16 protein-coding genes are annotated in these 15853 nt (G+C 64.2%); 6 read left to right on the plus strand and 10 right to left on the minus strand.

Annotated features, from left to right (window positions below; genetic code table 11):
• Positions 1–190 precede the first annotated feature (190 nt).
• The 4 genes from L8F45_RS25375 (at position 191) to L8F45_RS25390 (ending at position 3425) form a co-directional block, all read left to right on the plus strand.
• Positions 191–1240: an ABC transporter ATP-binding protein gene (locus tag L8F45_RS25375; RefSeq protein ID WP_342360608.1), complete on the plus strand. Its 1050-nt coding sequence runs from the start codon at positions 191–193 to the stop codon at positions 1238–1240.
• Between the two features lie 82 nt (positions 1241–1322).
• A complete protein-coding gene (locus L8F45_RS25380) occupies positions 1323–1616 on the plus strand; it encodes a YciI family protein (RefSeq protein WP_342360609.1) in 294 nt (97 codons plus the stop codon).
• On the plus strand, positions 1616–2521 hold the full coding sequence (locus L8F45_RS25385; protein WP_342360610.1) for an NAD(P)-dependent oxidoreductase: 906 nt from the start codon (positions 1616–1618) through the stop codon (positions 2519–2521). Before L8F45_RS25380 ends, L8F45_RS25385 begins: the two co-directional genes overlap by 1 nt.
• Positions 2522–2528: 7 nt before the next feature.
• Complete coding sequence (locus L8F45_RS25390; RefSeq protein ID WP_342360611.1) at positions 2529–3425, plus strand: NAD(P)-dependent oxidoreductase; 897 nt, start codon at positions 2529–2531, stop codon at positions 3423–3425.
• On the opposite strand, the gene L8F45_RS25395 is transcribed toward L8F45_RS25390, so the two are convergent.
• On the minus strand, positions 3409–4320 hold the full coding sequence (locus L8F45_RS25395) for a DMT family transporter (protein WP_342360612.1): 912 nt from the start codon (positions 4318–4320) through the stop codon (positions 3409–3411). The genes L8F45_RS25390 and L8F45_RS25395 overlap by 17 nt on opposite strands.
• A gap of 339 nt (positions 4321–4659) precedes the next feature.
• On the opposite strand from L8F45_RS25395, the gene L8F45_RS25400 reads away from it, so the two are divergent.
• Entirely contained in the window at positions 4660–5448 is a 789-nt protein-coding gene (locus L8F45_RS25400) for an SDR family NAD(P)-dependent oxidoreductase (protein WP_342360613.1), read from the plus strand.
• 53 nt (positions 5449–5501) lie between these two features.
• On the opposite strand, the gene L8F45_RS25405 is transcribed toward L8F45_RS25400, so the two are convergent.
• The 6 genes from L8F45_RS25405 to L8F45_RS25430 all read right to left on the minus strand — a co-directional run bounded on the left by L8F45_RS25405 (position 5502) and on the right by L8F45_RS25430 (position 10756).
• The gene (locus L8F45_RS25405; protein ID WP_342360614.1) at positions 5502–5996 is read right to left on the minus strand and encodes a MarR family winged helix-turn-helix transcriptional regulator; all 495 of its coding nucleotides are present in this window, start codon (positions 5994–5996) and stop codon (positions 5502–5504) included.
• 68 nt (positions 5997–6064) lie between these two features.
• Positions 6065–6646, minus strand: a complete 582-nt coding sequence (locus L8F45_RS25410; protein ID WP_342360615.1) for an NAD(P)H-dependent oxidoreductase — start codon at positions 6644–6646, stop codon at positions 6065–6067.
• On the minus strand, positions 6646–7974 hold the full coding sequence (locus L8F45_RS25415) for a cytosine deaminase (RefSeq protein WP_342360616.1): 1329 nt from the start codon (positions 7972–7974) through the stop codon (positions 6646–6648). Before L8F45_RS25415 ends, L8F45_RS25410 begins: the two co-directional genes overlap by 1 nt.
• 1 nt (position 7975) lies before the next feature.
• Entirely contained in the window at positions 7976–8794 is an 819-nt protein-coding gene (locus L8F45_RS25420) for an ABC transporter permease (RefSeq protein ID WP_342360617.1), read from the minus strand.
• Entirely contained in the window at positions 8791–9624 is an 834-nt protein-coding gene (locus L8F45_RS25425; RefSeq protein WP_342360618.1) for an ABC transporter ATP-binding protein, read from the minus strand. The genes L8F45_RS25420 and L8F45_RS25425 overlap by 4 nt, the downstream gene beginning before the upstream one ends.
• A 112-nt stretch (positions 9625–9736) precedes the next feature.
• The gene (locus L8F45_RS25430; protein WP_342360619.1) at positions 9737–10756 is read right to left on the minus strand and encodes an ABC transporter substrate-binding protein; all 1020 of its coding nucleotides are present in this window, start codon (positions 10754–10756) and stop codon (positions 9737–9739) included.
• A 213-nt stretch (positions 10757–10969) separates the two neighbouring features.
• Between L8F45_RS25430 and L8F45_RS25435 the strand changes: the two genes are divergently transcribed.
• Positions 10970–11365 carry a RidA family protein gene (locus tag L8F45_RS25435; RefSeq protein ID WP_342360620.1) on the plus strand — a complete coding sequence of 132 codons (396 nt, stop codon included), beginning with the start codon at positions 10970–10972 and terminating at the stop codon, positions 11363–11365.
• Between the two features lie 21 nt (positions 11366–11386).
• Here the strand turns inward: L8F45_RS25435 and L8F45_RS25440 are convergent, their stop codons facing one another.
• From L8F45_RS25440 to L8F45_RS25450, 3 genes are all read right to left on the minus strand, one after another.
• Positions 11387–11908, minus strand: a complete 522-nt coding sequence (locus L8F45_RS25440; RefSeq protein WP_342360621.1) for a hypothetical protein — start codon at positions 11906–11908, stop codon at positions 11387–11389.
• A gap of 227 nt (positions 11909–12135) precedes the next feature.
• A complete protein-coding gene (locus tag L8F45_RS25445) occupies positions 12136–14073 on the minus strand; it encodes a methyl-accepting chemotaxis protein (protein ID WP_342360622.1) in 1938 nt (645 codons plus the stop codon).
• Between the two features lie 117 nt (positions 14074–14190).
• Positions 14191–15789 (minus strand): OpgD/OpgG family glucan biosynthesis protein, encoded by a 1599-nt coding sequence (locus L8F45_RS25450; RefSeq protein ID WP_342360623.1) that lies wholly within the window; start codon positions 15787–15789, stop codon positions 14191–14193.
• Positions 15790–15853: the final 64 nt, after the last annotated feature.

Consider the following 15853-nt stretch of genomic DNA (forward strand, 5'->3'; position numbering starts at 1 on the left):
TTTCTCCCTCGCTTCGGCCTGTCATAGCCAAACCGGGCCCCGATCCGAAGCGTTTCTTTGGCCGGGGAGGCGCCGCGCGATCGGGCTTGCCAGCGGAAACGGCCATGATCTAACGTCCCGCTCCCGGCGTCCGCCGGGACTAACGAGAACAATGGTGGGCGCGCACGACACGCGCCCGGAGGAGAAGAAGATGGCTTCGGTGGAAATCCGCGACGTGCGGAAGAGTTTTGGCGCGACCAACGTTATCCACGGCGTCAATATCGACATCAAAGATGGAGAGTTCGTGATCCTTGTCGGCCCTTCGGGCTGCGGGAAATCCACCCTGCTGCGCATGATCGCGGGGCTGGAGAACATCACGGCCGGCGATATCCGCATCGGCTCCCGCGTCGTCAACGACGTGCCGCCGAAAGAGCGCGATATCGCCATGGTGTTCCAGAACTACGCGCTCTATCCGCACATGACGGTGGCGGACAACATGGCGTTCTCGCTGAAGCTCCGGAAGGCGCCGAAGAGCGAGATCGACCAGCGTGTGGGCAAGGCCGCCGATATTCTCGGCCTGAAGCCGCTGCTCGCGCGCTATCCGCGTCAGCTCTCAGGCGGTCAGCGCCAGCGCGTCGCCATGGGCCGCGCCATCGTGCGCGATCCGCAGGTGTTCCTGTTCGACGAACCCCTGTCGAACCTCGACGCGAAACTGCGCGTCGCCATGCGCACCGAAATCAAGGCGCTGCATCAAAGGCTCAAGACGACGACTGTTTACGTCACGCATGACCAGATCGAGGCCATGACCATGGCCGACAAGATCGTCGTCATGCATGACGGCATCGTCGAGCAAATGGGCGCGCCGCTCGAACTCTATGACAAGCCGGCCAACCTCTTCGTCGCGGGCTTCATCGGCTCGCCGGCGATGAATTTCGTCAAGGGCAAGGCGTCGGGCGGCAAGTTCGTGTCGGATGGCGGAGTCACGCTGCCGCTCAACGGCCAGGCCGTGCCGGAAGGCAAGGCCCTGACCTACGGCATGCGGCCCGAGCATCTCCACATCACGCCCGACGGCGCGCCGGCCGAGATCATCGTCATCGAGCCGACGGGATCGGAGACGCAGGTGGTGGCGAAGATGGGCGGCCAGGAGATCGTGTGCCTGCTGCGCGAGCGCATCGACGCCAAGCCTGGTCAGACGATCAACCTGTCGCCTGATCCGAAGGTCGCGCATCTCTTCGACAGCGAGAGCGGCAAGCGCCTCTGAGCGCCGTTCCGGCTCGATCAAATCTGCGGCGTTCGCGCTTCCGCGCGGACGCCGCCTTCACTTTCCGAGGGTCGACGCCACGATGCGATATGTGATCCTGTTCGAAGACGATCCCGCGAAAGCCGATGTTCGTCCGAAGCTCATGCCTGAGCACCAGAAATTTCTCCGCGCCCATGGCGATCGGATCCTGACCGCAGGACCGTTGCTCGAAGAGAGCGGCGCCGGCGCTGGCGGGATGTGGCTGGTCGAAGCCGCGAGCGCGGCCGAAGCGCGCCATCTCGTCGAAGCCGATCCTTTCTGGCCGACGGGGCTGCGCAAATCCGTGCGCATCCTGCAGTGGAAGCTTGTCTTCCACGCCGGCCAGGCTCTGGTCTGATGGCGCAGACGACAAAGACCATCGCCTTCTTCGGGCTTGGCAGCATGGGCCGTCCGATGGCGGCCAATCTCGCCAAAGCTCAATTCGCCGTGCGCGGCTATGATGTCGCGCCAAGCGCGCGCGAGACGTTCGTCGCGCTCGCGCCGCAGGCGACCGCCGCTGATTCGATTGAGGCTGCGGCTCAAGGCGCGGACGCGCTCGTGCTGATGGTGGTCAACGCCGATCAGGCCGAAAGCGTGCTGTTCGAGAAAGGCGCGCTTGAAGCGTCGGCGCCCGGAGCGATCGTCGTCGTCATGGCGACCTGCGCGCCAAAGCGCATCGAGGAGATGGCGGCGCGCGTCGTAGCGTCCGGCCGGCGTTTCGTCGATGCGCCGGTGTCGGGCGGCGTGGTCGGCGCCGAGAAAGGCGCGCTGACGATCATGGTGGGCGCCGAAGACGCGATTTTCGCTGCGGCGAAACCGCTGCTTGGCGCGATGGGCGACAAGCTCTTTCATGTCGGCGCGCGGCCCGGTCAGGGCGCGATGGTCAAGACGATCAACCAGCACCTCGCCGGCGTGCATATCGCCGCCGCCGCTGAAGCGATGGCGCTGGCGGAAAAAGCCGGCGTCGACGGCAAGCTGTTCCTCGACATCTTTGGTGGATCGGCGGCCGGCTCCTGGATGCTGAGCAATCGCGGCCCGCGCATGATCGAGGACAATCCGACAGTCGCGTCCGCCATCGATATTTTCGTGAAGGATCTCGGCATCGTCATGGACGCCGGCCGGGCGCAGAAGGCTGCGCTGCCGATCGCGGCGGCGGCGCTGCAGATGTTTTTATCCGCCTCCGCCAACGGATATGGCGGCATGGATGACAGCCAGGTCGTGCGCGTCTATCGCGCGCTCAATGGCGCCAACACAGCGAAGTGAGATCGAGATGAGCGAAGCGGTCGGATTCATCGGCGTCGGCCTGATGGGCCATGGCATGGCCAAGAATATTGTCGAGAAGGGCTACAAGCTCACCATTCTCGGCCATCGCAATCGCGCGCCGGTCGAGGATCTCGTGAAGCGCGGCGCGACCGAAGCGAAGAGCGCGCGCGAAGTCGCGGCGGCGTCCAGCATCGTGTTTCTCTGCGTCACCGGCGCGGCCGAAGTCGAAGGCAATGTGCGCGGGCCGGACGGACTCGCCGCGGGCGCGAAGAAAGGCCTCATCATCGTCGACTGCTCGACCACCGATCCAACATCAACGATCGCGCTCGCTGACGAGTTGAAGCCGCAGGGCGTGACCCTGATCGACGCGCCGCTTGGCGGCACGCCGGCGCAGGCGGAGGAAGGCAAATTGTCCGCCATGGTCGGCGCGGACGCCGAAAGCTATGCGCGCGTGAAGCCGGTCATCGAGGCCTGGGCGCAATCGGTGCGCCATATCGGCCCGGTCGGCGACGGCCACAAGATGAAGCTCCTCAACAATTTCCTCGCCATGGGTTATGGCGCGATCTATTCGGAGGCGCTGGCGGTGGCGCAGAAGAGCGGCATTTCGGCCGAGACCTTCGACAGCGTCATTCGCGGCAGCCGCATGGATTGCGGCTTCTATCAGACCTTCTTCAAATATGTGCTCGAAGGCGATCGCAACGCGCATCAGTTCACGCTGAAGAATGCGCTCAAGGATGTGCGCTATCTCGAGGCGATGGCGAACAAGGCGGGCGTCGCCAATCCAGTCGGCAACGCCGTGAAGAATACTTATGCGGCGGCGGTGAATGCGGGCCGCGATCAGGATTTCGTGCCGATGCTGTCGGACTTCGTTGCCAGCGCAAATGGGGTCAAGACGAAGGCGTGACGCCGCGCACGCGCTCGCGATAGAGCAGATAGAGGCCGCTCAGGATGACGATGCCGGCCCCGATCAGCGTGTAGCGGTCGGGCGTGTCGCCAAAGATCAGGTAGCCCAGCGTGATCATCGCGACGATCTGCGTGTAGATGAAGGGCGACAGGATCGCCGCCGGGGCGCGGCGATGGGCGAGAATCAGCAGCCAGTGTCCGAAGCCGCCGAAGAAGCCCATCATCGCGGCGATGATCCAGCCATAGGCCGGCAGCGCCTTCCATTCCATGAAAGGCAGCAGCGGCGTCAGCAGAACCATGCCGGCGAGGCCTGAATAGAACATCGTCGTCTGCGAGGAATCATGCGCGGCGAGCCGGCGCGTGAGGATCTGATAGAAGGCGTAGGCGAAGACGCCGGCGACAGACCACCAGGCCGCGGCCGGCAGCCCATTCATCCCCGGCCGCGCGACGACGAGCACGCCGAGAAATCCGATCGCAATCGCGATGAGGCGTCGCGGACCGACCCATTCGCCAAGCAGCGGTCCCGCGATCAGCGCAACGACGAGCGGCGTCGCGAATTGCATCGCCATGGATTCAGCGAGCTGGAGCTGACGCAAGGCGAGGAAGTTGAACGCCGTCGACAGGAACAGCATCAGCGAGCGCAGCGTCTGCAATCCCGGCTTCTTCGTTCTGTGAATGCCGGGCGATGTCCACGGATTGATGAAGAGGGTGACGAGGATGACGCTGAAAGCGTAACGCAGCCACACCGTCTGCAGCGGATTGATCGAGCGATTGAGCCATTTCGCCGAGGTGTCGAGACAGGCGAAGAGAGCGAGCGCAGCGCACATGAGGCCGATGGCGATGAGGCGGGAGCGGCTCGCGGCCTCGGCGGAATGTTCGGAATCGGGATTGGTCATGTGATTTCGTCACCATAGACGCGACCACCTGACGGCGCAGGCGAAAATGCGGCATGGCTGGTATTCGGCGCCGCAAAATCTGTTCGCCTGTCGCGCTTCTCCCGTCTAAAGCGCGATGGTTTTGGATCGAATCCTTCCACCGTCATTCCGGGGCGATGCGGAGCATCGAGCCCGGAACCCAGAAAATGGCCCCGCTGGCGCGATCTCTGGGTTCCGGGATCGCGGCTGCGCCGCGCCCCGGCGACGATGCTTCGCGTCGCGCTGGAATGACGGTGGTAATATTCAAAGATAATCTCATCACGTTTTAAGCGAAAGCAAACACCAGAGCAGGATCGCGAGATGACAGCCTCTTTCCGGAAAGTCGCATTGGTCACAGGCGCCGCGCGGGGCATCGGGCTTGCGACCGCCAAACTCTTTCTCGCAGAAGGCTGGCGGGTCGCGCTGCTCGATATCGAAGGCGATCTTCTGAAGCGATCAGTCGAGAGTCTTGGCGACGCCGACAACACGCTCGCGCTCGTCTGCGACGTCTCGGACGCGGCCGGCGTCGGGAAAGCGATGGCCGCGGTGATGGAGCGCTTCGGTCGTTTCGACGCGCTGGTGAACAATGCCGGCGTCGCAGCGTTCAAGCCTCTGCTTGAAACTTCGCTCGACGACTGGAGCCGCATCCTCGCGGTCAATCTCACGGGCCCCTTTCTCTGCGCGAAGGCGGCTGCGCCGCTGATGCGCGAGAATGGCGGTGGCGCGATGGTGAACATCACCTCGATCTCGGGCCTGCGCGCCTCGACGCTGAGAAGCGCCTACGGCACCAGCAAGGCCGGGCTCGCGCATCTCACCAAGCAACTCGCCGTCGAGCTGGCGTCGCTCGGAATCCGCGTCAATGCAGTGGCGCCGGGGCCTGTCGACACGGCGATGGCGAAGGCGGTGCATACGGCGGAAATCCGCGCCGACTATCACGACGCGATCCCGCTCAATCGCTACGGGCTCGAAGAGGAGCTCGCGCAGGCGATCGTCTTCCTCTGCAGCGACCGCGCCAGCTACATCACGGGGCAGGCGCTCGCGGTCGACGGCGGATTCGAAGCGACCGGCATCGGCCTGCCAACGCTGCGCGGCGCGCGGCGCAACGGATAACGCCGCTCAGCCGACGTTCTCCGGGAGATTCATCAGAGCAGCTTCAGCGCTGCTCAGATGGTTTCGAGTTCGTCGTCGAGATCGTCCTCGACGTCGGTGTCCGCATGTCCGCGGCCGCTCGCCTTCGCCAGATTCTTCGCGGCCTTGCGCAGGAGTCGACGCAGGCGCTTCTTGTCCTTGCCGTCGAGACCCTTGGTCAGGTCCTGCTCGATCTGCTCGGCGAGACCGACGATCGCCGCGGCGCGCTCGCGCCCCGTCTGGGTCAGGCCAACGCGGACCAACCGGCCGTCGCCTTCGCCGATCTTCCGCTCCACCAGGCTCTGCTGGGACAGGCGGGCGATGGTCTTGGAAACGGTCGGCGCCTTCACGTTGAGGGCGTCGGCGAGCTCGCCCATGGTCGGCTGCTCATTGATCGCGAGAAACTGAAGCGCCTGTTCCTGGCCGGGATAGAGCCCGAGATCCGTCAACAGTTCGGCCATGCGGGCGCGGTGCATACGCGCCGCCAGGGTCAGCGCATGGCCGATGCTTTTTTCCTGTTCCCGAACCACGGCGTTCCCCCTTGCCCGGACAGTTGCGCGGCCCCTTAGCCGGCGAATGTGACAGGCAAATGAATGGCTCAGAAACGACGCATCTCTTTGTCGACCAACGATAAAAACGCCTCGCGGTCTGCTTTGCCGGCGCGGTTCATGTCATAGAGGGCTAAATATCGGGCGGGAGCGCCCGGCGCGATCATCCGTCTCAGGATGTTCATGGCGTTCTTGCGCGGGGGATCGCCAAGCAGGAAGGCGCGCCATCGCGCCGCCCCATAGGTCGCAACCACGCCAAGCTTCCGGATATTGCCGAGATTGGGGACCGTCTGGCCGTTCTCCATCCGGAAGGAGACGCCCGGCAGGAATACGCGGTCGAAGAAGCCCTTGAGGATCGCGGGATAGCCGAAGTTCCAGACGGGATGACAGAGCACCAGCGCCTCGGCCGCCAGCACGCGCTCGACATAGGCGGCGACCGGCGCGCGATTCGTCACGAGGTCGTGGTAACCGACGCGCTCGTCGCGCGAGAGAACGGGGTTGAACCCCTCGGCGTAGAGATCGCAGAGATCGACCTCGTGACCAGCGGCGCGCAGCGCTTCGACCGCCGCGCGCTGCAACGCGGCGATAAAGCTCTCGGCGACGGGATGGGCGTAAAGCACGAGGACGCGCATCAGCGCGACGCCCTGCGAAGAACCTGCTCGTCAAGTTCGTGATAATCGGGCAGCGTCGTGTCGATCGCCGCGCCATCGCGCAGCACGACGCGATCGCGCCAGGGCCGGGCGAACAGCTCGTTCATGCTGCGCGCGGGAACGATGACGAGATCGGCCTTCGCGCCCGGCTTGAGCTCGCCGCGTCCTTCGAGACCCATCACACCGGCGGGAATCGCGGAGACCATGCGCGCATGCCCGGCGAAGGGATGATCGAGATGAAGAATGCGCGTCGCCTCGCGCCAGACTTCAAGCATGTCGAGATCGCCATAGGCGTAGAAGGGATCGCGCGTATTGTCGGACGCCACCATGGCGCGCACGCCGCCGGCGGCGAGCTCCTGCAAGGGCGTGACGCCGCGCCAGCGCGGCGTGCGGCCGGGAGCGCGGTCCTGCAGATACATGTTGCACATCGGCAGCGACACGACCGCGACGCGGGCGCGCGCAAGCTTGTCGATGACGCGGGCGCGGTCTTCGTCGTCCATCAAGGCCAGCGAGCAGCAATGGCCGCAGAGCACCGAACCCTCGAAGTCGTGGCGCAGCGCGGCGTCGGCGATATGTTCGAGCGAGCGCGCCTCGGCCTCATCGCTTTCGTCGGCGTGGAAGTCGAGATCGAGCCCATGTCGCTTCGCGGTCTCGAAATAGATGTCGAGCGCAGGCTCGATGCGGCCCTTGAGCGGCAGGCCGCGATAGGTGACGCCGCCGAGCGCGCCGCCGGCGCTGACGACATGATCGACAATGAGCCGGAACGCGGCGGGATCATCGAGCGGCAGGTCGAACGGAAACAGCGCCGACGCCTGCAAGTCGATGCGGCCGCGCCATTCCTCGCGCATCTCCTTGAAGAGCGGCCAGGAAATATCGGCCTGCGGTCCAAGCGAATCGAGATGGGTGCGGATCGCGACAGTCCCGTGCGCATAGGCGCAGCGCAGCGCGAAATCCATGCGGGCGCGGACATCCTCGCGCGACCATGACGCTTCGCGATCGATCTTCACATTGGTGATGGCGCCGAGAAACGTGCCGTCGGGATTGGGCGTGCGCGCCCAGATATGGCCCTTGTCGAGATGGGTGTGCGCATCAACGAATCCGGGCAGCACAAGGCCGCCGCGCAGGTCGATGATCGGCGCATCCTCTGGCGAAGGCGCGCCGGCGCCGAGAGAAGCGATGCGTCCGTCCGCGATGACGATGTCGCCGCGCGCGGCGTCGCCTGTAGCTCTCCCCGAAGCCGTCGCTGTCAGCCAGCCGGCGTTGCGCAGGACATAGCGCGCGGCCCTGGGAATCGCGATGAAGGATTGCATTTCAGTTTTCGCGCCGCACGGCGCTTTCGTGCCACTTGCGCAACAGCAGATGCGACAGGAGCGAAAGCACGAGGAAAATACAGATGCCGGTGAATGAAATCAGCATGAGGGCTGCGAACAGGCGGGGAATATTGAGGCGATACTGGCTTTCCAGAATCCGGTAGGCAAGTCCCGAGCCTTGGCCGCCAGTGCCGGCGGTGAATTCGCCGACGATGGCGCCGATCAGCGACAGGCCGCCGCCGATTTTCAGCCCGGAGAGAAAGTAGGGCAGCGCGGCGCGCAGCTTGAGATACCACAAGGTCTGCCAGCCGCTGGCGCGATAGAGTTCAAACAGGCTGCGCAGATTATGATCGGCGGAGAGAAGGCCGAGCGTGGTGTTCGACAGGATCGGAAAGAAGGCGACGATCCAGGCGCAGAGCAGCACCGCGCTGTTGACGTCGAGATAGATCAGCATCAGCGGCGCGATCGCGATGATCGGCGTCACCTGCAGCACGACGGCGTAGGGATAGAAGGTCAGCTCGATCCATTTCGAGCGTGTGAACAGGATCGCGATGCCGACGCCGCCAACGACAGCGAGAATCAGCGCGAGAAAGGTCGTGCGCAGCGTGACCCACAGCGACGTCGAGAGCGTCGGCCAGTCATTGATGAGCGTCGTGAAGATAAGGCTCGGTCGCGGCAGCTTGTAGAAGGGCGTATCCCACAGCCAGCAGAGATATTCCCAGAGGCCGACGCTCGCGAGCAGCACCGTCACCGGCAGCGCGATCTTGGCGATCTGCTCGATGCGGTTTTCCCGGGCGAAAACGGGAGCGGTGTCGGTCATGACTTGTCTTTCATACGCCAGTCATTCGCCGCCATCGCGGCGATGAGAGCGTCCGACGCAAGACGACACCAGCCAACATATTCGTTCGAGGTGCGGAACTCCTCGCCGCGGGGGTAGGGCGCCTCAACATTGACCTCCTCAACGATGCGGCCGGGTCGCGCCGCCATCACGACGATGCGGTTCGAGAGGTAGACCGATTCGAACACGGAATGGGTGACGAAGATCACGGTGCAGTCGAGCGACGACCACAGATCGAGAAGATCATCGTTGAGCCTGAAACGTGTAATCTCGTCGAGCGCCGCGAAAGGCTCGTCCATCAGCAGCAGCTTCGGCTGCGTCACGAGCGCGCGCGCGATCGAGACGCGCATCTTCATCCCGCCGGAGAGTTCGCGAGGATAGGCGTTGGCGAAGGAGAGCAGGCCGACCCGCGACAGCATCGCTTCGATCTTTGGCCGCGCCTCGCTGCGGCTCTGTCCGCGCAGGCGCAGCGGCAGCCAGACATTGTCGAACACTGTCGCCCAGGGCATCAGCGTCGGCTCCTGGAAGACGAAGCCGATGTCGGCGGAATGCTCTTTCGCTTCGGAGCCGGGCCAGGCGATTTCGCCGGCGCTCGGATCGCCGAGCCCCGCGATCATGCGCAGCGCTGTCGATTTGCCGCATCCGGATGGCCCAAGCAGGCTGACGAATTCACGCGCCCTGATGTCGAGATTGAGATTTTGCACGGCCAGCGTGCCGTTGGAGAATTGCTTCGCCACGCCGCGAAGCGAAACGATCGTTGGACCCGGTGAGACGCGATAGGAACGCGCGGCTTGAGACACGACTTGCGACACGAGAAGGCTCGAAGGATCGAGAAGGCTCGGCGTGATCTTGCGCCCGTCTCCGCGGGCGCGTCACAATGAAGGGCGGCGCGCTGCCGCGCCGCCCGGAACAGAGAAGAATGTCTCAGTTCTTGCGCAGGTCGACGCCGAGGCCCTTGTTGACGAAGCGGGCGTCGAACGTCTTCTTCCAGTCGAGGCCGGCCTTCAGGACGCCCGCCTTCACCATCTTCTCGTAATATTCCTTCACGCGCTCGTCGGTCATCGCGCCGATGCCGAGCTTGATCGTGTCGCCGGAGTCGACGATGCCGAGCTCCTTCATCTTGACGATGGCGTATTCGATCTTGTCGTCGCTCATCTCAGGGTTGTCCTTCTTGATGAGCGCGTTCGCGGCCTTGTTGTCGCCGTAGAGATAATTGTTCCAGCCGATGATCGTCGCCTCGACGAAGCGCTTCGCGACGTCGGGCTTGTCCTTCAGCACCGCGAGCGTCGTCTCGATCGTGGTGGAGTAGGGATCATAGCCGGCGTCGGCAAGGAGGAAGACCTGCGGTTTGAAGCCCGCCGTCTTCTCGATGAGATAGGGCTCGGACGAGAGATAGCCCTGCATCGCGCTCTTCTTGTCGGCGAGGAAAGGCTGGGGATTGAAGGTGTAGGGCTTCACCTGCTCGTCCTTGAAGCCGTAGGCCGCCTTCATCCACTGGTAGTAGGAGGCGAGGCCCTCCTTCGCGACATAGATGCTCGGCAGGTTCTTGAGGTCGGCGAAGCTCTTCAGCCCCTGATCGGGATGCGCCAGCAGCACCTGCGGATCCTTCTGGAAGATCGCCGCAATGGTGACGGTCGGAATGTTCTGATCGACAGCGTTGAAGGCCTGCAGCATGCCGCCCATGTAGAAATCGAGCTTGCCGAGGGTCATCAGCATGCGGTTGTTGGCCGAAGGGCCGCCCGGCACGATGGTGACGTCGAGACCGTACTTCTTGTAGGTGCCGTCGGCGACCGCTTGATAGTAGCCGCCATGCTCGGCCTGGGCGACCCAGTTGGTGCCGAACGTCACCTTGTCCTGCGCGAAGGCGGGCGCCGCGATGCTGGCGAGCGCGATCGCGCCCCCGAATGCGGCTGCGCGCCGGCTGGGCCCTGAGCGAAATGTCATTGGAATCTCCCTGTCATGTCCCGGGCGCCCGCTGCGGCGCAATCCGCGCCCGAAAATCCTTGCCTGACCTTGCCGGATCAGATCGCAAGACTCGTGCCGGAGTCCAGTCGCCCCTATACAGGGTTGCGGGTCTGATCACAGCGTTCAGAGTCCAAAGTCACGCGGTTTTTTCGCCGGCCTTCGCGGCCGGCGCCCACGCACCGGAGCTTGTTCATGAATCGGGCCCTGACGCCGGCGGAGATGCGGCCTCCCTTCGCCAATTACAGCCACGGAATCGAGGTCGCGGTGGGCTCGCGCATGGTGTTCGTATCAGGCCAGCTCGGCGTCGCGCCTGACGGATCGGTTCCCGACGATGTCGGCGCGCAGGCCGACCAATGCTTCGCCAATATCGCGACGATCCTTGGCGCGGCGGGGCTATCACTGAAGGATATCGTCAGGATCAGCGGCTTCGTCACCGATCGCGCCGACATGGCCGCTTACATGGCCGCGCGCGACCGGCATGTGGGATCGCCGCCGCCGGCATCGACGCTGATGATCGTCTCCGGCTTCAACCGGCCGGAATTCAAGGTCGAGATCGAGGTGGTCGCGGCGAAGAAGGACGATGTCTGATCCCGCTCTTCCACGCGGGACCTAGTCGCCGCAGGCGTCTGGCGGCGGCAAGGAGCCCCTCGCCGCGCGGACGCCCCAGAATGCGCCAATAGCCATCAGCACGATTCCGGCCAGCATTCTTCCGCGCGCTGGTCCGTTCAGCTTCGCCCTGGTGTCGTCGTAGGCCAAAAGCGTTCTTCCCTCCGCGGCAGCCTCGTAGATGATGTGCGATGCGGGGTCGACCAGGAAGCGAACCGAGGCGCCGCTTTTGACGCTTTCAAGATCGTTGACCCAAAGATTTGGAGCTGGTCTGTAATGGCGGAACGAGTTCAGCGCGCTCAGGCGGATATCCTGCGTTCGATAATTGCTTATGACGTCGCCATAGCTGCTGTCGATGATTGGGGTTGAGTAGCTTATCGGCGCGGAGTCTTCAGCGATCGACAGTTGCTCTCTGGCGATCGGCAGGCTGAGCCAGCCATAAGCAATGACGCCGAGTCCGATGATGGCGAGAACGATCGAACAGATCAGCACCTTGATTTCGCGATCTGTCGATTGATTATCCATGGAATGAACGCCGTCCCGATCGTCATCGAGCAGCGAAGCATCAGCTTTGGCGGCGTGATGTGTGTTGCAGCACAAGCGCCGCTGCGCGTGTGCAACTCAAAGTAATTCGCGTAGATCACGTTCCCGCATTTTGATTGATTCAATCAAAATGCGGGAACGTGATCGATTCCAAAAGTTTAGAACATGGCTTTTGCGAAAAACCGGTATCCACTTTTTCGCGCCATGCTCTAAGCCGCGCGCACCGAGGTCAGGAAGCGCTCGACCTCGCCGTCGAGGGAAACGGCGCCGCGATCAATCGATTCGGCGACAGTCTGGACGCGGCGGGCGGATTCGGCGGCGCGGCCGGCGAGGTCGCGCAATTGCTGCATGGATTCCGCCCCGCTGCGCGAGCGGCTCGATGCCGATTGCAGATTCATGTTGATCTCGTCGATGCCCTGCTTCTGCTGGGTGATCGCAGTTGCGATGCCGATCGTGTTGTCGACGAGATGCGAGATCGATTTGGCGATCGTATCAAAGGCGTCATGCGCCTCGCCGGCGACCGCGCGCAACTGTTCGATCAGCGCCCTGACATCGCCGGTGGCGTGCTCGGTCTGGGAGGCGAGGCCCTTCACCTCCTGGGCGACCACCGCGAAGCCGCGGCCAGCCTCGCCGGCGCGCGCCGCCTCGATGGTGGCGTTGAGAGACAGGAGATTGGTCTGCATGGCGATGCGCTGGATCAGCCCGATGACGTCGCCGATATCGCTCGCGCTCTGATTGAGCCGGTCCATGATGGTGGTCGCGGCGGCGAGCGTCGTGCTCATCGTCTCGGCGGAGTTGCGCGATTCCTCGGTTCGTGCGGAGACTTCACCGATGCTGTAGGACAGCTCCTCGGTCGCGATCGCGACGCTGGTCACGTCTTCCGTCGCGCCGCCGACCGCCTGCGTCGCGCTGGTCGCCGACGTGACGAAATTCTCGGAAAGCTCGGCGAGACTGTTTGAGGTGGCCGAGAGGTCGCGCACGCCAAGCTGGAAAGTCGCAAGCTCGTTGTTGAACGCGTCCTCGAAAACAGCCACGCGCCTTTCGCGGTCGGCGAGCAGCGCCTCGCGGATTTCGGACTGCGCGATCTGGTCGGCCACCGCCATCTGGCGTTCCGCTGCGTGATCGCGAAACACCGACAGCGCGCGCGCCATCTGGCCGATCTCGTCGCTGCGTTCGAGCCCCTCGATCTCGACGTGATTTTGCCCCTGCTTGATCTCAAGCATGCTGACGCGCAGCGCGTTCAGCGAGTGGCGGATGCTGCGCGCCAGAAGGAGCGCGGCGATGCAAGTGAGGAGGACGGCGAGGGCCGGCAGCGCCCATTCCAGCCATCCCAGCGTCGCTTTCGCCGCCTCCGCCTCCTGCTCCTGCTTGGCGGCGTTCTTGCCTGCCTCCTTGCTGATCTCGGCCAGAGCCGTGGTCAGGCTTTGGGACGCCTCGGTCAGGCGCCAGGCGGACTGATCAAGCTGGCGCGCGATCTCGACCCATTCCCTGAATGCGGCGAGATAGGCGGGCACGAGCCGCCCCGCCATTTCGGCGTCGTCGGGATTCATGGCGGCGGACTTCGCGATTTCGCTGAATTCGGCGGCGCTGCTTTCGAATTCAAAGACCTGCTGGATATTCCGCTGATTCGCATATTGTTGCCCGGCCCTGCGCATGCGCAGGGCCGCAATGGTCATCTTGTAGATTCCAGGGCTGTTGTAGCGCGACAGCGCGTCGGCCATGAAATTCTCCAGCGCGACGCCGGTGACGGTCGCGCGCGCCGAGACGCCGTTCGGCCTGGTCATTTCCCAGCGAACGGCGAGCGCTGCGTCGAGGGCGTCCGCCAGCGCTTTCGCATGCTCCTTGATTGCGCCTGTCCGCGCGCCGAGGGCGCGGTCTGCCGATAGGCGATCGATGCGAGGTCCGAGCGCGGCGAGCTTTTCCTTCATCGTCTCGTCCGCGCCGCGGTTTCTGTCGAGAAGGAAGGTCTGCGTCTCAAGCTCGATAATGCGCGCGTCGTCGCTGAGGTCTTCAGCGAGATGGACGGTGGCGCTGGAGCTCCGCGCCTCCGAGAGCGCACGTTCGGCGTATTCCCGCATGAGGCCGCCTGCGCCCAGGGTCACGATCAGTGCGAGCAAGGGAATGCAGGCCAGTGTCGCCACCCGCATCCGCAAGGACATCCGGTCAAAAAAACGCACGCGGGATTCAAGGCTCCGACTTCCGCCGGACTCTGGCGCCTCGGGGTTGATGCGTCGTTAACCCTCCCGCGCGGAGCGGAAGCCCGGCTATTCGGCCTTCCAGGGGAAGGTCCAGGTCTCCGTGAGCGTGCGCGAGCCGGCCTTCAGGAAGGCGCGGAGATCGGCCATCTGGCCCGGCGGCGCCTCGATATCGACGCCGGCGCGGAATCCTTCCGTCTGCGCATTCGGGATGAGGAAAGTGCGCAGAATCCGGCCATTGCTGATCGAGGGCACGATCTGCACCTGCGACGGATCGGTCTGGTAGTAGGAGAGGTCGCCGCCGGCGAAGTCGACGATGAAACGGCGCTGGCCGGGTCCGGGTTTTTCGGCCGAGCCGAGCGCGCGCGGGCTCGTCTGCCAGGTGTTGATCGCCTTGCCGCCGGGATGAAGCTCGTTGGAATCGAGCAGCGCCGAGATACGATAGCCGAGCGTGATCGTCTGGCCTGCGTCGGGCGCATTCTTCGGCGCCCAGGCGACGACGATATTGTCGTTCGTCTCGTCGCTCGTCGGAATCTCGACGAGATCGACGCGGCCCTCGCCCCAGTCGCCGCGCGGTTCGACCCAGTAGCTCGGGCGCGTCTCGTAGTTGAGATCGAGATCCTGATAATGCTCGAACGTGCGGTCGCGCTGCATCAGGCCGAAGCCGCGCGGATTCACGTCGAAGAAGCTCGACGTCGCCGCCTCGCGCGGATTGCGCAGCGGCCGCCAGATCCATTCGCCGGCGCCGGTGCGCATCAGCAGCCCGTCGGAATCGTGCAGCTCCGGACGATAATCGTCGAAGAAGCGGCGATCATTCTCGCCGGTGAAGAACATCGAGGTGAGAGGCGCGACGCCGATGCGCGGCATGGGCTTGCGCGGAAACAGCGTCATCTGCACGTCGAGCACGGTGTCGCGGCCGGGATAGATCGTGAATTGCCAGGCGCCGGCGCAGGAATCGCTGTCGAGCAGCGCATGCACGATGATCGAATCGTCGTTCTGCTGCGGTTGCTCCACCCAGAATTCGCGGAAGGTCGGAAACTCCTCGGTCTCCTTCGAGCCGGCGCCGATAGCGAGCCCGCGCGCCGACAGGCCATATTTCTGGCCGCGGCCGAGGAAGCGGAAATAACTCGCGCCGAGAAAGGCGATCAGCTCGTCGAACACCTTCGGCTGATTGAGCGGGTAATGCAGACGAAAGCCGGCGAAGCCGAGATTGACCGGCAAGGGCCGCTCGAACTTGTTGCGGCCATAGTCGAACAGGGCGTTGGAATAAGGCACGGGCGCGGCGATGCCGTCGCGCGCGACGTTCACCGTCACCGGTCGCTGAAAGAGAAAGCCCGGATGGAACATCTGCATCCGGAAGCGCGAATCAGGACCAAGCAGCGCGCGCTCCGGGCGGAAGCGGATGTCGCGCCAGGAATCGAAATCGAGCTTCGCGAGGGCATCGGGCAAGGGCTGCGCGCTGCCGTCAAAGGGCCGCGAGGCGAGATCGCGGGCGCGGCGAATCACATCCTCCTGGTTGAAACGCGGCGCCTGGGCCGGCGCGGCTGTCGGCGGCGCAGGCGTCGGAGACTGGGCGGCGGGCGGCGTCTGTGCGAGCGTTGGGGCGGCGGCCGAGGTGGCGACAAGCGCGCCGAGATTTCGCGCAAAGGAGCGGCGGGACTGACTCATCGGAACTGAAAGCAGGGAAGGGGGAGAAGCGGCGACATCATAGCCGCCGCTTGCGTGGATGCCA

Origin of the sequence: Terrirubrum flagellatum (assembly GCF_022059845.1) — a bacterium.
In the GTDB taxonomy this organism is placed as follows: domain Bacteria; phylum Pseudomonadota; class Alphaproteobacteria; order Rhizobiales; family Beijerinckiaceae; genus Terrirubrum; species Terrirubrum flagellatum.

What these genes read in the sequence shown, in the direction of transcription:
- L8F45_RS25375 (WP_342360608.1), top strand. Translation starts at nt 191, where the DNA reads ATGGCTTCGGTGGAAATCCGCGACGTGCGGAAGAGTTTTGGCGCGACC.
- L8F45_RS25380 (WP_342360609.1), top strand. Translation starts at nt 1,323, where the DNA reads ATGCGATATGTGATCCTGTTCGAAGACGATCCCGCGAAAGCCGATGTT.
- L8F45_RS25385 (WP_342360610.1), top strand. Translation starts at nt 1,616, where the DNA reads ATGGCGCAGACGACAAAGACCATCGCCTTCTTCGGGCTTGGCAGCATG.
- L8F45_RS25390 (WP_342360611.1), top strand. Translation starts at nt 2,529, where the DNA reads ATGAGCGAAGCGGTCGGATTCATCGGCGTCGGCCTGATGGGCCATGGC.
- L8F45_RS25395 (WP_342360612.1), bottom strand. Translation starts at nt 4,320, where the DNA reads ATGACCAATCCCGATTCCGAACATTCCGCCGAGGCCGCGAGCCGCTCC.
- L8F45_RS25400 (WP_342360613.1), top strand. Translation starts at nt 4,660, where the DNA reads ATGACAGCCTCTTTCCGGAAAGTCGCATTGGTCACAGGCGCCGCGCGG.
- L8F45_RS25410 (WP_342360615.1), bottom strand. Translation starts at nt 6,646, where the DNA reads ATGCGCGTCCTCGTGCTTTACGCCCATCCCGTCGCCGAGAGCTTTATC.
- L8F45_RS25415 (WP_342360616.1), bottom strand. Translation starts at nt 7,974, where the DNA reads ATGCAATCCTTCATCGCGATTCCCAGGGCCGCGCGCTATGTCCTGCGC.
- L8F45_RS25420 (WP_342360617.1), bottom strand. Translation starts at nt 8,794, where the DNA reads ATGACCGACACCGCTCCCGTTTTCGCCCGGGAAAACCGCATCGAGCAG.
- L8F45_RS25430 (WP_342360619.1), bottom strand. Translation starts at nt 10,756, where the DNA reads ATGACATTTCGCTCAGGGCCCAGCCGGCGCGCAGCCGCATTCGGGGGC.
- L8F45_RS25435 (WP_342360620.1), top strand. Translation starts at nt 10,970, where the DNA reads ATGAATCGGGCCCTGACGCCGGCGGAGATGCGGCCTCCCTTCGCCAAT.
- L8F45_RS25440 (WP_342360621.1), bottom strand. Translation starts at nt 11,908, where the DNA reads ATGGATAATCAATCGACAGATCGCGAAATCAAGGTGCTGATCTGTTCG.
- L8F45_RS25445 (WP_342360622.1), bottom strand. Translation starts at nt 14,073, where the DNA reads ATGCGGGTGGCGACACTGGCCTGCATTCCCTTGCTCGCACTGATCGTG.
- L8F45_RS25450 (WP_342360623.1), bottom strand. Translation starts at nt 15,789, where the DNA reads ATGAGTCAGTCCCGCCGCTCCTTTGCGCGAAATCTCGGCGCGCTTGTC.